Annotated in this window: 15 protein-coding genes and 1 tRNA gene; 6 read left to right on the forward strand and 10 right to left on the reverse strand. The window is 58.0% G+C overall.

The window, feature by feature from the left end:
• Positions 1 to 8 precede the first annotated feature (8 nt).
• From ACXAH3_RS14085 to ACXAH3_RS14105, 5 genes are all read right to left on the reverse strand, one after another.
• Positions 9 to 2036, reverse strand: a complete 2028-nt coding sequence (locus ACXAH3_RS14085) for a 2,4-dienoyl-CoA reductase FMN-binding domain-containing protein (RefSeq protein ID WP_474862725.1) — start codon at positions 2034 to 2036, stop codon at positions 9 to 11.
• Positions 2037 to 2111: 75 nt separating this feature from the next.
• Positions 2112 to 2606: a 2-thiouracil desulfurase family protein gene (locus ACXAH3_RS14090; protein ID WP_474862726.1), complete on the reverse strand. Its 495-nt coding sequence runs from the start codon at positions 2604 to 2606 to the stop codon at positions 2112 to 2114.
• Positions 2603 to 2983, reverse strand: coding sequence for a hypothetical protein (locus ACXAH3_RS14095; protein ID WP_474862727.1), 381 nt, complete (start codon positions 2981 to 2983; stop codon positions 2603 to 2605). Before ACXAH3_RS14095 ends, ACXAH3_RS14090 begins: the two co-directional genes overlap by 4 nt.
• Positions 2984 to 3007: 24 nt before the next feature.
• Positions 3008 to 3781 (reverse strand): DUF6478 family protein, encoded by a 774-nt coding sequence (locus tag ACXAH3_RS14100; protein WP_474862728.1) that lies wholly within the window; start codon positions 3779 to 3781, stop codon positions 3008 to 3010.
• Positions 3782 to 3888: 107 nt separating this feature from the next.
• The gene (locus tag ACXAH3_RS14105) at positions 3889 to 4599 is read right to left on the reverse strand and encodes a hypothetical protein (RefSeq protein WP_474862729.1); all 711 of its coding nucleotides are present in this window, start codon (positions 4597 to 4599) and stop codon (positions 3889 to 3891) included.
• A gap of 171 nt (positions 4600 to 4770) precedes the next feature.
• Between ACXAH3_RS14105 and ACXAH3_RS14110 the strand changes: the two genes are divergently transcribed.
• The 3 genes from ACXAH3_RS14110 to ACXAH3_RS14120 are packed head-to-tail and all read left to right on the forward strand — an operon-like array spanning position 4771 to position 7960.
• Complete coding sequence (locus tag ACXAH3_RS14110; protein WP_474862730.1) at positions 4771 to 5697, forward strand: lysostaphin resistance A-like protein; 927 nt, start codon at positions 4771 to 4773, stop codon at positions 5695 to 5697.
• 32 nt (positions 5698 to 5729) lie between these two features.
• On the forward strand, positions 5730 to 6689 hold the full coding sequence (gene accD, locus ACXAH3_RS14115; RefSeq protein WP_474862731.1) for an acetyl-CoA carboxylase, carboxyltransferase subunit beta: 960 nt from the start codon (positions 5730 to 5732) through the stop codon (positions 6687 to 6689).
• Positions 6686 to 7960 carry a bifunctional folylpolyglutamate synthase/dihydrofolate synthase gene (locus tag ACXAH3_RS14120; protein WP_474862732.1) on the forward strand — a complete coding sequence of 425 codons (1275 nt, stop codon included), beginning with the start codon at positions 6686 to 6688 and terminating at the stop codon, positions 7958 to 7960. Before accD ends, ACXAH3_RS14120 begins: the two co-directional genes overlap by 4 nt.
• A 411-nt stretch (positions 7961 to 8371) precedes the next feature.
• Here the strand turns inward: ACXAH3_RS14120 and zapE are convergent, their stop codons facing one another.
• Entirely contained in the window at positions 8372 to 9460 is a 1089-nt protein-coding gene (gene zapE / locus ACXAH3_RS14125; RefSeq protein ID WP_474862733.1) for a cell division protein ZapE, read from the reverse strand.
• Positions 9461 to 9558: 98 nt separating this feature from the next.
• Here zapE and ACXAH3_RS14130 point away from each other — a divergent pair, with 98 nt between their 5' ends.
• On the forward strand, positions 9559 to 10800 hold the full coding sequence (locus ACXAH3_RS14130) for an MFS transporter (RefSeq protein WP_474862783.1): 1242 nt from the start codon (positions 9559 to 9561) through the stop codon (positions 10798 to 10800).
• 116 nt (positions 10801 to 10916) lie between these two features.
• Here the strand turns inward: ACXAH3_RS14130 and ACXAH3_RS14135 are convergent, their stop codons facing one another.
• Positions 10917 to 11375: an Lrp/AsnC family transcriptional regulator gene (locus tag ACXAH3_RS14135; RefSeq protein ID WP_474862734.1), complete on the reverse strand. Its 459-nt coding sequence runs from the start codon at positions 11373 to 11375 to the stop codon at positions 10917 to 10919.
• Positions 11376 to 11535: 160 nt separating this feature from the next.
• Between ACXAH3_RS14135 and ald the strand changes: the two genes are divergently transcribed.
• Together ald and ACXAH3_RS14145 are read left to right on the forward strand one after the other, a co-directional pair.
• Positions 11536 to 12654 (forward strand): alanine dehydrogenase, encoded by a 1119-nt coding sequence (gene ald, locus ACXAH3_RS14140; protein WP_474862735.1) that lies wholly within the window; start codon positions 11536 to 11538, stop codon positions 12652 to 12654.
• An 89-nt stretch (positions 12655 to 12743) separates the two neighbouring features.
• Positions 12744 to 13160: a DUF1801 domain-containing protein gene (locus tag ACXAH3_RS14145; RefSeq protein WP_474862736.1), complete on the forward strand. Its 417-nt coding sequence runs from the start codon at positions 12744 to 12746 to the stop codon at positions 13158 to 13160.
• 47 nt (positions 13161 to 13207) lie between these two features.
• Here the strand turns inward: ACXAH3_RS14145 and ACXAH3_RS14150 are convergent.
• The 3 genes from ACXAH3_RS14150 to ACXAH3_RS14160 form a co-directional block, all read right to left on the reverse strand.
• Positions 13208 to 13284, reverse strand: a tRNA-Met gene (locus ACXAH3_RS14150).
• A 143-nt stretch (positions 13285 to 13427) separates the two neighbouring features.
• Complete coding sequence (mscL, locus tag ACXAH3_RS14155) at positions 13428 to 13853, reverse strand: large conductance mechanosensitive channel protein MscL (RefSeq protein ID WP_474862737.1); 426 nt, start codon at positions 13851 to 13853, stop codon at positions 13428 to 13430.
• Between the two features lie 129 nt (positions 13854 to 13982).
• Positions 13983 to 14432, reverse strand: a complete 450-nt coding sequence (locus tag ACXAH3_RS14160; RefSeq protein ID WP_474862738.1) for a YtoQ family protein — start codon at positions 14430 to 14432, stop codon at positions 13983 to 13985.
• Positions 14433 to 14460: the final 28 nt, after the last annotated feature.

The raw sequence follows: 14460 nt of genomic DNA on the forward strand, positions 1-14460 counted from the left end.
CTGCCAGATTACAACGAGGCCGCCAGTCGCGATCCTTGGTCGATGGCGCGCTTGGCGTCAAGCTCGGCTGCGACATCTGCGCCACCAATCAGGTGCGCGGTGATGCCTTTCTCGGCCAATTGGTCGAAAACCGAACGCTCCGGCACCTGACCGGCGCAGAGGATAATGTTGTCCGCTGCGATCACGCGCGGGTTTTCGCGCGCCTCGCCCGAACTGACCATCAGCCCTTCGTCCGAGATGCTCTCGTAATTCACGCCGCCCTGCATCTCGACGCCTTTCATTTTCAGCGTCGCGCGGTGGATCCAACCGGTGGTCTTGCCCAGACCTTTGCCCAGCGCCTGCGCCTTGCGTTGCAACAGCACGACCTGACGCGCAGGTGCTTCTGGTTTCGGCCCGTCAGGCGACAGACCGCCCCGTGCCTTACCGGGATCGGTAACGCCCCATTCGGCCAACCATTCCTCAAGGTTCTCGGTCGGGCTTTCCCCGGCCTGTGTCAAATATTCAGCCACATCAAAGCCAATGCCGCCCGCGCCAATGATGGCCACGTTTTGACCCACTGGCACCTCATGGCGCAGCACATCAATATAGGACAGCACGTTCGCGCCCTCCTGCCCGACAATCTGCGGATCACGTGGCGTGACGCCTGTGGCGATCACTACCTCGTCAAAGCCGGTCAGATCGTCGGCAGACACCTCGCGCCCCAATTGCAGGTCAATGTCCGAGGCACGAACCATGCGGTCATACCAATCGACCAGACCAATGAATTCTTCCTTGCCGGGGATCTTCTTGGCCATGTTCAGCTGCCCACCCACCTGATCGGCGCGGTCAAACAGCGTCACTTTGTGGCCGCGTTCGTCCGCGACCAATGCAGTCGCCAGCCCAGCTGGCCCAGCGCCGACGATCGCGATGGATTTCGGTGTGTCGGTCAAGTCATAGCTCAGCTCGGTCTCGTAGCACGCACGCGGGTTCACCAGACAGGTCGAGATCTTGCCGCCAAACGTATGGTCCAAACAGGCTTGGTTACAGGCGATGCATGGCGCGATGTCGCCCGCGCGACCTTCGGCAGCTTTCACTACAAAATCCGGGTCAGCAAGGAAGGGCCGCGCCATCGACACCATGTCGGCTGCTCCGCCTGCCAGCACGTCTTCGCCCACATCTGGCGTGTTGATCCGGTTCGACGTGATGATAGGGATCGACACCTGCCCCATCAGCTTTTTCGTCACCCAAGTGAACGCTGCGCGCGGGACCGACGTGGCTATGGTCGGGATCCGCGCCTCGTGCCAGCCAATGCCGGTGTTGATAATCGTCGCGCCCGCTGCTTCGATTTCCTTGGCCAGTTGCACAACCTCGTCAAAGGTGGATCCGTTCGGGACAAGATCGATCATCGACAGGCGATAGATGATGATGAAGTCAGGCCCAACAGCGGCACGTACAGCTTTCACAACTTCAATCGGCAGGCGCATCCGGTTTTCATAGGCCCCACCCCAGCGATCTTCCCGTTTGTTGGTGTGCGTCACAAGGAACTGGTTCAGGAAATAGCCTTCGGACCCCATGACCTCGACCCCGTCATAACCTGCTTGCTTCGCGCGAGCGGCAGCGGTGGCGAAATCTGCGATCTGTTTCTGGATGCCGTCTTCGTCCAGCTCTTTCGGTGGGAAGGGCGAGATTGGGGACTTCACGGGGCTGGCCGACACGCAGTTCGGCCCATAGGCATAACGCCCCGCGTGCAGGATCTGCATCGCAATCTTACCGCCTTCTGCGTGCACCCGATCCGTGACCGTCTTGTGATTGGCGATATCTTCTTCCGAGAACAAGCCAGCTGCGCCCGGAAACACTCCGCCTTCTTCATTCGGAGACATGCCACCCGTCACGATCAAGGCGGCCCCACCGCGCGCGCGGGTCGCATAGAACTCGGCCACGCGGTTCCAATCGCCGCGCTCTTCCAATCCGGTGTGCATGGAGCCCATCAGGACACGGTTCTTCAGCGTAGTAAAACCAAGGTCGAGCGGGGCAAGAAGATGTGGGTAGCGGGTCATAGCGGTCCTCGGGCTGCCTGTTTCCCAAAATATTGACGTGCACGTAAAGCAGAGTCACCTGAAACGCTGCGTAAATTAGGAAGAAGTATCCTCAAGCTCAGCCGCCAATTCTTCGATCCGCTCGGGGGAAAACACTTGTACCCCGGCCTGCGTCAGCGCCGCTGTCACAACGCCCATTCCGGCACGTCGAACCCCGTCGTGATGACCGCTATAGATCACACGCGACCCGCAAGACGGGCTTGCTTCGGTCAGCAGAGCGTATTTGCATCCGTGTTTTTGGGCTTCAGCCACCGCAATCTCGGCCCCTTGTAAAAACGGGGCCGTTACATCCGCTCCATGTAGATCCAGAATTCGGCCGTGCCCGGACAAAACTGATGTCCCATCATGGCCCGGTTCAATCTCGGCCGGAAGGCGGGGCACAGGCAGACCACCCAGAAGTTCGGGACAGATCGGATGCAACCAGCCATTCCGTGCCCATTGGTTTAACCGCTCGTCCGCCAGCGTTTTCGCCGCCCCGTCATAGCGTACTTTCTGCCCCAGCAGACATGCACTGACGAGGATTGCGGTCATGCCTCGTCGCCATCCCGCAGATGCCGACGGAAGGCCCGTTTCAGCATCTCCAACTCGGATCGTAACAGGTCCATTTCGGCGCGAATGTCCGCCTGAAGCGGTTCGCCCGTGATGATCACGAAACTCTCCAGCGTATTTCCGGTGGCCTTGTCCTGAATAACAAAGGTCTGAACACCATCGCTCAGAAGCTCGGCCGGGATGGGAACACGAACGCCGAACTGACCAGACTTGCCTTCCAGCGCGGCCACCTCAACCCCCGAGATCACTTGCCCCAGATGCGTCACCTCAAGCACCGGCGCGTCATCGACCTGCACAGTCAGGACGCCTTCCCAGATGCCTGCATGAATGCGGGCTTTCTCGAGTGTAATATCAGCCATGACAGCTCCTTCTCGGTGTAAGCCTTAGATCTCGGCCCGGGGATAGCGGCACAGCGTCAGATCGCGCAATGCCACCCGATTCAATTCAGGATGCCCAAACACCAGATCCACCCACATTTTCTGAACACGCTTTTCGTTCATGCTGGAATAGGCCAGATCAAAGTCAAACTCGGTCACGCCGTTTCCAAGAGTTTGCCTGTTGGGCAATTGTTCATGGTTCGGGCCGTATTGAATGTTCAAACGTGCAAAGACGTCGATGGGTTGCTCGACTTCCGACGACACAGAAAGGCGGACGATGTTGTTTCGGTGCAACCCGTCTGTGGCGTTGTCTGGAAGCTCGATCGCCATCGACAGGAACGACCCCTCGAAGCCAAATACTTCGAGCGTAATGCCAAACGGCGCCAAATCGGATTCGCGCGTGTTGCGCACTTGCCGAACAGCCATCTCGGACAAGGGACAATCGTGGAACAGTTTCACTTCATTCCCGAAAGTCATCCCATTTCGGATCGAGGCCGCACCCGCCCGCTCCAACGGGCCGCGCCACGCCTGCGGCCGATGGGACCAATCCGAATGAAGCGGCTTTTTGATGGTATTAGATCCCAGCAGTGGCAGCGCCAAGCGACTGTCGGCGGTGAACAGCACCTGATCCAACTTCTGTCGCAATTCACGCGCCCGCACCCGCAATTGCCGCAATGTAGGGGTATCTACCCCGCTCGCATCCCGCGCAACACGAGACCAACGCCGCAAGGCTCTGCGGTCCATCAGACGATCCGAAAGCGTGGTGAACCAGTTTTGCATTTCAGTTGTACTGCCCGTTCTGGTGGTGATCAGGTGTCAGGTTTGCTGCACTTAATCAGAATTTCCTTGATTTCGCAATTTGCGAAAACCCACTGTACGTCAACGCCTTACCGATTGGCGCCTTGAATCGCGGAGACGAAATTATCCAATTTTATCAAGCCATTGCGCTTGCTGATCGGATTGTCTTCGAAACCGGTCACACTCGCGACGATCAGCTTGTCGCCAATCGGCACAAAAGCGCGCCATGTGGTGTCGGACAGGCTTTCCGGTCGACTATCGGAACTGTCACGCGTCAAAACTTTCACCATGCCCGACGCGGTTTTCAGATCCAGAACCGTCACCGTTTCCGCGTTCCCCGACCGGCTAAGTGCCGCCCGCCCCGCCCTGCTTTCCAGAAAAGTACGCGCTTGGGACATCAAAGCCTCGGGATCCGCGTCCGATGCCGCAACCCCCGAAGGCATCTCCGAAACACTGGCGGCAAGAAACGCTGGTTTTGTTGGACTGGGATCTGCCGGGTTTCGGGTCAGCGCGGCGCAGGCTCCAAACGGCACAAATGCGCCTGATGCCTGTTCCCGAAGCGAGCTGACATCGACGCAGTACCCTTCGGGTGCGACAACCGTCACTGCCTCGGACATGACCGAACGGCTCTTTACCAAATGGCTAGACGCGGCAGGTGCCTCTTTCGAGAACATGGGACTGTTGCGCACGTCCTCGGACTTGACCCCGCCAAAGCAGGCCGCAAGCGATATACACAGCGCCGCCGCAGCCGCCCAACGCGCGGATCGCTTAAAAAACTCGGTTTCGTTTACACTTGGCACCAACACACCCAACCCTTTACCTGCTAGATCGCTGCCCGGCTTTCCGCACTGTCTTGATCGGATAGCAAGTCACCAGCCCCCAAGGCAAGTCATGGAAAACCGGATTGTCCTTTACGGTGATCCACGACAAAGTGATGGGAGTAACACGATACGAGTTCAGGAGCCTTCACGTTGACGCCCGATCCTCAGCCTTCCTTCTGGTCGCCCGCGCTGCCTTATTGCCAATTCTGGCGGTCGGTTCTTGGCTTCATCCTGATTCATTCGGCCTTTTTTGCGGCCACCTTCGGTATCTTCATGGCAGGGGGTTGGTTGGTCGGGCAGCATCCCGCCGCAATTCTGGACGGCAGCACTCCGACCTATGCCGGCATCTTTTTTCTGACTTTCTTGGGCTATCATCTAGGCCTTTGGCTGGTCGTACGGTTTCTGCACAAACGCAGCTTCCTGACCCTGCTCGGCCCACAAAACCGGGTGTTGTGGCGGCAGTTCCGCATCGGCATTCTGATCGCGCTGGCAATCAGCCTTGCCGCGGTCCTTCTGCAAATGCTCGAACCGCTTTTCGTGGCCCCGCAAGATCAAACCCAGCTTGAACGCAACCTGCCAATGGACGAGTGGCTGCTGATCCTTGCACCCGCGCTGATCCTGATCTTCATCCAGATTTTTGCCGAGGAGCTGGTCTTTCGCGGCTATATGCTGCAACAGCTCCGTGCCCGGTTTCAGTCGGCGTGGGTCTGGGCGATCCTGCCCTCGGTCGCATTCGGGCTTTTGCACGCCGACCCCACCACATGGGGTGTGAACGCCATCTTCTATGTCATCCACACCAGCGTTGTTGGCATCGTGCTTAGCTTCGTGACAATCCGCACCGGAAATATCGGCGCAGCTGCTGGGCTGCATTTCGGCAACAACATGTCGATGGTCCTAGTGGGGAACGCGGGAAGTCTGGATGGGTTTTCCCTTTTCGTGGCCGAGGCCGACTTGACCGGAGCAACCACGACCGTCTCGATGGTGCTGCAAACCACGTTGGTTCTGGTGGCCTTCGCGATCTGGTGGCGCGTGTCCCAACGTCAGGCGCCAATTGCAAATGCCGTCAAGGCAGACTAGGTAATGCCCAAACGCAACAAGGAAGTCTGGCGATGAACTGGATCTCGAACTACGTCCGCCCCCGCATCAACTCGCTTTTCTCGCGCCGTGAGGTGCCCGAGAATCTGTGGACCAAATGCAGCGAGTGCGGCACCATGCTGTTCCACCGTGAATTCACCGAAAACTATAACGTCTGCACCAACTGCGACCACCATATGGCCATCACGCCGCGTGATCGCTTTTCCCTGTTGTTTGATGGCGGCATCTTCGCCGAAGTCGATGTCCCCGCCCCGATTGATGATCCGCTTCACTTCAAGGATCAAAAGAAATACCCCGAACGCATGAAATCCGCCCGCAAAGGCACGGGCGAACGCGAAGCGATGCTTGTGGCAGAAGGCGAAATCGGCCGCACGCCCATCGTCGCTGCCGCGCAGGACTTCAGCTTCATGGGTGGTTCTATGGGTATGTATGTTGGCAACGCCATCATTGCAGCCGCGGAACGTGCTGTTGCTCTGAAACGCCCGCTGGTTCTGTTTTCGGCTGCTGGCGGCGCGCGTATGCAAGAAGGCATTCTAAGCTTGATGCAAATGCCGCGCACAACCGTCGCCGTGCAAATGCTGAAAGAGGCGAACCTGCCCTATATCGTTGTGCTGACCCACCCAACCACGGGTGGTGTCACCGCGTCTTACGCGATGCTGGGCGACGTGCATATCGCCGAACCAAACGCTTTAATCTGCTTTGCAGGTCCGCGCGTGATTGAGCAGACCATCCGCGAAAAACTGCCCGAAGGCTTCCAGCGCGCTGAATACCTTCTGGATCACGGGATGCTGGACCGGGTCACGCACCGCAAGGACATGAAGGATGAACTTGTGACGATCCTGCGCATGCTGACGGGTCAACCGCCAGCGGTCAAAGGTGACCTGCCCAAACCAGAGCCGGAAGCTGAAGCAGAACCAGAAGCCGCACCGACCGAAGAAGCGTCCGCTGACGCCAGTACGGTCGACAAAAAGTGAGCGCCCAAGGCTCGGACGTCATCCTTGATCGGATGATGTCACTGCATCCGAAGATCATTGATCTGACACTCGATCGCGTCTGGCGCTTGCTGGAAGCCGTGGACAACCCGCAAGACAAGCTGCCGGCGGTCATTCACCTTGCCGGGACCAATGGCAAAGGATCGACCCAAGCGATGATCCGCGCGGGGCTTGAGGGTGCTGGTAAGGCGGTGCATGCTTATACCTCGCCCCACTTGGCGCGCTTCCACGAACGGATCCGTCTGGCAGGCGAACTGATCACCGAAGACGCTCTGACCGCGGTGCTGGACCGATGCTACGTCGCCAATGGCGGTGAGAATATCACCTATTTCGAGATCACCACCGTCGCAGGCCTGATGGCCTTCGCCGAGACACCCGCCGATTTCACCTTGCTGGAAACCGGTCTGGGCGGTCGGCTGGACGCCACCAACGTGGTCGACAAACCCGCGCTGACCGTGATCACCCCTATCTCGATCGACCACACGCAGTTTTTGGGTGAAACCCTGCCTGAAATCGCAGGCGAGAAAGCAGGCATTCTGAAGCGCGGCGTGCCTTGCGTGGTTGGCCCTCAGAAGGACGAAGCGCTTGACGTGATCGAAGCGCGCGCGACCAAGCTGGGCTGCCCCTTATTCGTGCATGGCCAGCACTGGCATTTCTGGGAAGAGCGCGGGCGTCTGATCTTCCAAGATGAAAACGGACTGCTGGACTTACCTCTTCCCGCGCTGATCGGTCCGCACCAGATCGAAAACGCTGGTGCCGCTATCGCCGCCCTGCGCGTGCTGGCTTTCGATGAGGCCGCCTGCGAAGCAGCCATGCGCGACGTCACATGGCCCGCGCGGATGCAACGCCTTCGCACAGGCCCGCTGATTGATGCCGCCAGAGATGCCGAGCTGTGGCTTGATGGCGGCCACAACCCGGCAGCCGGTGAGATGCTGGCCGCCGTTCTGGCCGACCTGTCAAAGCGCCCGACCCATCTGATCTGCGGAATGCTGAACACCAAAGACATCGAGGGCTATCTGCGCCCCTTGGCGGGCGTGGCGGACAGCCTGATTGCCGTGTCAATCCCGGACGAGCCGAACACCCTGCCTGCCGAAACCACTGCAGAAGAAGCAACGAACGTCGGATTGACCGCGTCCACTGCCGCTTCGGTCGAGGCCGCGATCACCACCATCACACAAGCCGAACCGCAGGCACGTATCCTGATTTGCGGGTCCTTGTATCTGGCGGGTGCAATTCTGCGCGAAAACGGCTGAAACAGCGCTTTGCACAAATGTGATCACAAAATTAATTTTCTGCGGACACGCCAATCCGCATCAAGAACACGAGTCAAACCCCGGAAAAGAATCACTTTTTTGCCCGATTCGCGAATCGCCAATGATTCCATGTAAAATGTTGACGGTTTAAGGGGTTAGCGCCTATAAATAGGATATTCTATAGGCAAAGTCCGCACCAAGTGGACGGCTTATCGAGCAGTACATTACGCCGGGGCGGCAAAGTGATTCGCACGGGGCAAGAATTATCCATGCCCCTGTGATCACAAAAACAAAATCGTGACTCTTTGCCTAACCCAGCGGCGCTTCGGGGTATTCCGACCCCTATCCGAGTTAGGCAGGCAGGTGCAAACCTGAGGGGTCGCAGACGCGCGGCCCCTCGTCAACTTCCCGTCACTCTGGATCTTGTCCCCAGTCCTTGTCCTGCATCTCGCGCAGGCGGCTTGCCGTCCGCTCGAACTCGAACGAACCTTCGCCTTCGACATAGAGCATTTCTGGTATCGCCGCTGCCGAAGCAATAAGACGCACCTTGGCTTCGTACAGCGCGTCGACAAGCGTAACGAACCGCTTAGCTTCGTTAAAGTTTTGCCGGCTAAGACGCGGAATGTCTTCCAACACCAGCAGCTTCACCGCATTGGCCACCGCCAGATAGTCCCCCGGCCCCAACATCACCCCGCACAGATCATGGAACCGCGCCCGCGCTGCACCATTGCGATAGGCAGGCAACACGACCTCGCGCCCCTTTACAGTCAGCGCCAAAGGCTCGGCCTGTCCACCAGTCATATCTTTCCATAGTGCATCAATCGCCTGACGCGCCTCGGCATCTGCGGGACTGAAAAAGACCTGTTCGCCCGCCAATCGATCTTGGCGATAATCGTTCGGGCTGACCAGCTCATGCACCACCATCTGATCTTTCAAAAGCGCAATGAAGGGCAGGAAAAGCTGGCGATTCAACCCGTCTTTATAAAGCTCATCTGGGTGGCGGTTCGACGTGGTGACAACAACCACACCGGCCTCGAACAGCTTTTCAAACAGACGCCCGACAATCATCGCGTCAGTGATATCGGTGATCTGCATTTCATCAAAAGCGAACAGCTTAACGTCTGACGCAATCCTCGCGGCCACAGGTGCCAGTGGATCATCCACGCCAGATTTGCGCGCCTCGGCCATGCCCTCGTGCACCTCTTGCATGAAGGCATGAAAATGCACACGACGGGCCGCAGTATTCTCCAGACTGTCGACAAACAGGTCCATCAACATCGACTTGCCGCGCCCGACGCCGCCCCACAGGTACAACCCCTGCGGCACTTCTTCTGGTTTGGAATGAAACAATCCGCCCAGAAGACCGCGCTTGCGCTTGGGCGTGGCATCCAAATGCGCGCGAATGTCTTCCAGCCCGGGCAGGCAGGCCTCTTGCGCGGGGTCTCGGGTAATCTCGCCGGATTGGGCAAGGGCATCATAGGTTTGGATCAAGTTCGCCATGACCGACAGATAAAACGCCGCGTTACATAAAGAAAGGTTAAGTGGCACATCAAAAAGCAAGAATTGACGCAATGCAGCGATTGTCTGACATTGCACGCATGACAGAGACGCGCGCACCCCTTATCACCCCGGTCCTTGTGGCTGGCTGCCTTATCATCCTGATCAGCTTCGCGATCCGGGCCAGCTTTGGCGTGTTCCAGATCCCGATTGCCACCGAATTCAACTGGCCGCGTGCAGAATTTTCGCTGGCAATTGCGATCCAGAACCTTGCTTGGGGCATCGGGCAGCCCATTTTTGGCGCGATTGCCGAGAAGATGGGCGATCGAAAAGCGATCATCTTGGGCGCGCTGATCTATGCCGTTGGTCTGGTCGCAAGCTCGATGGCGGTCACGCCGGAAGCACATCAGATGCTAGAGGTGTTGGTGGGCTTCGGCATCGCAGGCACTGGGTTTGGTGTCATCCTGGCGGTTGTCGGACGTGCCTCGAGCGACGAGAATCGCTCGATGTCGCTGGCCATCGCCACCGCAGCCGGGTCCGCTGGTCAGGTCTTCGGTGCGCCGCTGGCCGAGTACTTGCTAAGCTTCATGATATGGCAGAACGTTTTCGTGGTCTTTGCCGCCGCCATTCTGACGACGCTCGCTCTGCTTCCGCTTATGAAGACCGAGACCACCGCCAGCAAGACCGAGCTGGAAGAGAGCATGGGCCAGATCCTGATCAAGGCATTCAAGGACCCCAGCTATACCCTGATCTTCCTGGGCTTCTTTTCTTGCGGCTATCAGCTGGCGTTCATCACTGCTCACTTCCCGGCCTTCGTGACCGAGATGTGCGGGGCAATTGATCCCTCTGGCACATTGGCCGCAGTGGGCGTATCGACGACTTCGGCTCTGGGGGCGATTTCGATTTCGCTGATTGGTTTGGCGAATATCGCGGGCACGTTGTTTGCGGGCTATCTGGGCAAGACCTATTCGAAGAAGTACCTGCTGGCCGCGATCTATACCGGGCGCACGATTGTTGCCGCCTTGTTCATCCTGATGCCAATCACGCCGACTTCGGTCATCATTTTCTCGATTGCGATGGGGTCGCTCTGGCTGGCGACGGTGCCGCTGACCTCGGGCCTTGTCGCGCATATCTATGGTCTGCGCTATATGGGGACGCTTTACGGGATCGTCTTCTTTTCGCACCAGCTGGGCAGCTTCTTGGGCGTTTGGCTGGGCGGCCGGATGTACGATGCCTTTGGCGACTACACACTTGTCTGGTGGATCGGTGTGGGGATCGGAGCGTTCTCGGCCATCGTGCACCTGCCGGTGAAAGAACAGCCTTTGTCAGCACGCGCGGCATAAGCCTCGGTGGCTCACCTTGTGAGCCTGAGGGGCGCTGCCCCTCGCCCCTTTGGGGCTCACCCCGAGGTACTTATGACAAGAAAATAAGTGGTTCCGCGTGCGGACGCGGAAATATGTCAGACTGGCAGAGCGGTGGTTTTGAACACCGTACGCAGGGCGAAGCTGGACTGCATCCCCTGCACCCCCGGCAAGCGTGCCAAATATTGACGGTGGATGCGCGCGAAATCTTCGGTGTCTTGAGCGACGACTTTCAACAGATAATCCGCCGTACCCGCCATGAGGTGGCATTCCAAAACATCTGGCACGCGTGCGACCTCGCGCTCGAACGCTTCCAGCACCTCGTCTGCTTGCCCTGATAGCGTGATCTCGACAAAAACAGTGGTAGGGCATTTCAGTTTACGGGCGTCCAGAAGGGCAACGTAGTTCTTGATGAAACCCTCGGCCTCGAGCCGCTGCACACGCCGATGGCAGGCCGACGGGGACAGGTTTACCTTCTCGGACAGTTCAGCGTTCGAGATGCGACCTGTGCGCTGCAACGCCCGCAAGATGCGGCGATCTACACTATCAAGTTCCAATTTTGATCACATTCCTTGCGCTATTTGCGCCAAAGGCGCGATTTTCTTCGAAGAACTATATCCATTGCGCCACATCTTTTCAAAGCAATTGCGTAAAGCCCCCCCCAAGATCAATGGATAACAGCTTAAACAATCCGCGCCAGGGAGAAGGAGGATACTCATGCTGATCGGATGCCCGAAAGAGATCAAGCCACAGGAATTTCGTGTGGGATTGACACCCGCTGCCGCGGGCGAGGCCATCGGACGTGGCCATTCCGTCATCGTCGAGACCAATGCCGGAATGGGCGCTGGGTTCCCGGATGACGATTACCGCGCAGTTGGTGCGACCGTACTGGACACCGCAGAAGAAATCTTCGCCAAGGCAGACATGATCGTGAAGGTGAAGGAACCTCAAGCCGGAGAGCGCAAGATGCTGCGCGAAGGTCAGTTGTTGTTCACCTATCTGCATCTGGCCCCCGATCCCGACCAGACCCATGATCTGTTGGCGTCTGGCTGTACCGCGATTGCGTATGAGACCGTGACCGACAACAATGGCGGCCTGCCCCTGCTCGCCCCGATGTCCGAGGTTGCCGGGCGTCTAGCGCCTCAGGTCGGGTCGTGGACCCTGCAAAAAGCCAATGGAGGTCGTGGTGTGCTGATGGGCGGTGTACCCGGTGTGGGCCCGGCCAAAGTTGTCGTGATCGGCGGCGGTGTCGTGGGCACCCATGCGGCCAAGATCGCCGCTGGGATGGGTGCGGATGTGACCGTTCTGGACCGTTCGCTGCCGCGTCTGCGTTACTTGGATGACGTCTTTGGCGGCACCTTCAAGAACCAGTACTCGACCGCTGCCGCCACTGCCGAGCTGGTCCAGCAAGCTGACATGGTGATCGGCGCGGTTCTGATCCCGGGTGCTGCTGCCCCGAAACTGGTCAGCAAAGCCCAGCTTTCGACAATGAAGCCCGGTGCCGTGTTGGTGGACGTCGCAATCGACCAAGGTGGGTGCTTCGAAACTTCGAAAGCGACCACCCATGCTGACCCGATTTACGAGGTCGACAACGTGATGCATTACTGCGTGGCCAATATGCCGGGCGCCGTTGCGCGCACCTCGACCATCGCGCTGGGGAACGCCACCCTGCCCTTCATGCTGGCGTTGGCCGACAAAGGCTGGAAGCAAGCATGTGAGGATGATCCGCATCTGCTGAACGGCCTGAATGTGCACGCGGGCAAGCTGACCTGTTACGCCGTTGGCGAAGCCCTTGGCCTTGATGTCCTTTCGCCTGCATTGGCGTTGAAGACCTGATCCTTCCTTCCGCAGGTTTTCAGAAAGCCCCGCCATCGTGCGGGGCTTTTTCTTTGACAGGGCACGGATTGAAAAGGCACCGTTAGAGTATGGACAAGACGACCCCCGATATCACCGACCCTTCCGTTCTAGCTGCCTATAGGGCGTTTGATCCGGCGGCGCGGCGCGGGCTTCTAATCCTGCGCAGTTTGATATTCGAGGTCGCAAGAGACGATGCCGCCATTGGTCCTTTGGAAGAGACCCTGAAATGGGGGCAACCTGCCTATTTGACCAGTATGACCAAATCAGGGACGACTGTGCGTCTGGGTGCCCCCAAGTCGGGCGGCTTTGCGATCTATACCCATTGTCAGACCAGCGTGATGTCAGAATTCCGCGTGCTCGGCACCAACGGTTTAGCTTTCGACGGAAACCGCGCGGTGATCTTCGAGGATCCGAACAGCATACCACATGACGCCATCACGTTGCTGATCCGAAGCGCGCTGACCTATCATCTTTCCAACGACTGAAACGAAAGAAGCCCCACCAAGCGGCAGGGCTTTCTTCACGACAGAGATGGTAGCGTGGGGCGGACTTGAACCGCCGACCCCAGCATTATGAGTGCTGTGCTCTAACCAGCTGAGCTACCACGCCATCTCATATCGGAGGTCCGAATATTCCGGCGCGTCCCCAGTGTCAAACGAAAAACGCGGAAAATCAGGAAACCAGCCAAGAAAATCTCAGCAAAAAGGGCGCCGCAAATCGCAGCGCCCTTTCGTGGTCCAGATCGGACAGGATTACTTCTTCAGGGCATCCCGAATCTCGGTCAGAAGATCCAGCTCGCTCGGGCCGGCGGGTGCCTCCTCTGCGGCTTCTTCTTTTTCAGCAGCCTCTTTGGCCTTGTTAACCGATTTCACCAACATGAACACGACCCATGCGATGATCAGGAAGTTGATGATCGCCATGATGAACGAGCCATAGGCAAAGATCGATCCGCCGGCCTCGCGTGCAGCTTCCAAAGACGCACCTTCAGGCACTTCGCCGCCCAGAACGGCATACATGTTGGTAAAGTCGATGCCGCCCATGAACAGACCGATGATCGGGTTGATCAGGTCAGCCACAAGCGAGCTGACAATCGCTGTGAACGCCGCACCGATGATGATACCGACGGCCATGTCCATGACGTTGCCCTTGGCGATGAAATCCTTGAATTCTTTAAGCATACTGTCCTCGTATGTTTGTTGGTCACGCGTAATGCGCGATCCTGTTCGCATTAACCACAAATATACACAGAAATCGCAAGTTTTGTCGGGGAAATTTCTGATTGTCGTCACCGCAAGCTGACGCGCGCGTCAGCTGGGCAAGGTTCCACTAAGGACATAGTGCAGAATCTCGACCACTTGCGCGGGTTCGCGTGCGACAGCCAATGCGGCGGCGTCGACCTCTTTCAAAGCGTGGTCGTGTTCGGGCATTTGCAGGACGATCAACGACTTACCCTTGGCAGCGGCATAGCCCGCATCAAAAGCCGCGTTCCACTGGCGGTACTTTTCTCCAAAACGCACAACAACGACATCAGCGTCTTCAATCCCCTTACGGGTCCTAATGGCGTTGATCATCGCGCCCTTGTGGTCATGCCAGTACTTGTTGGGCTCTTCGCCCAAAATGGCCACACCACAATCGTCCGAAGCATCGTGACCCGTCACAGGAGCCGAAAAGGTAACGTCCAGCCCCTTCGCACCTTCGATGATTTGCTCGCGCCAATCGGTGTGGATTTCACCGGAAAGATAAACAGAAAGTGTCATGGCTGTTCTCCTTATGAAAACGCGGCCC

This window comes from Aliiroseovarius sp. ABM4_368 (assembly GCF_056161205.1).

Coding starts and splice junctions, on each gene's coding strand:
- ACXAH3_RS14085 (WP_474862725.1), bottom strand. CDS start 2,036: ATGACCCGCTACCCACATCTTCTTGCCCCGCTCGACCTTGGTTTTACT.
- ald (WP_474862735.1), top strand. CDS start 11,536: ATGCTGATCGGATGCCCGAAAGAGATCAAGCCACAGGAATTTCGTGTG.
- ACXAH3_RS14090 (WP_474862726.1), bottom strand. CDS start 2,606: ATGACCGCAATCCTCGTCAGTGCATGTCTGCTGGGGCAGAAAGTACGC.
- accD (WP_474862731.1), top strand. CDS start 5,730: ATGAACTGGATCTCGAACTACGTCCGCCCCCGCATCAACTCGCTTTTC.
- ACXAH3_RS14145 (WP_474862736.1), top strand. CDS start 12,744: ATGGACAAGACGACCCCCGATATCACCGACCCTTCCGTTCTAGCTGCC.
- ACXAH3_RS14095 (WP_474862727.1), bottom strand. CDS start 2,983: ATGGCTGATATTACACTCGAGAAAGCCCGCATTCATGCAGGCATCTGG.
- ACXAH3_RS14100 (WP_474862728.1), bottom strand. CDS start 3,781: ATGCAAAACTGGTTCACCACGCTTTCGGATCGTCTGATGGACCGCAGA.
- zapE (WP_474862733.1), bottom strand. CDS start 9,460: ATGGCGAACTTGATCCAAACCTATGATGCCCTTGCCCAATCCGGCGAG.
- ACXAH3_RS14130 (WP_474862783.1), top strand. CDS start 9,559: ATGACAGAGACGCGCGCACCCCTTATCACCCCGGTCCTTGTGGCTGGC.
- mscL (WP_474862737.1), bottom strand. CDS start 13,853: ATGCTTAAAGAATTCAAGGATTTCATCGCCAAGGGCAACGTCATGGAC.
- ACXAH3_RS14160 (WP_474862738.1), bottom strand. CDS start 14,432: ATGACACTTTCTGTTTATCTTTCCGGTGAAATCCACACCGATTGGCGC.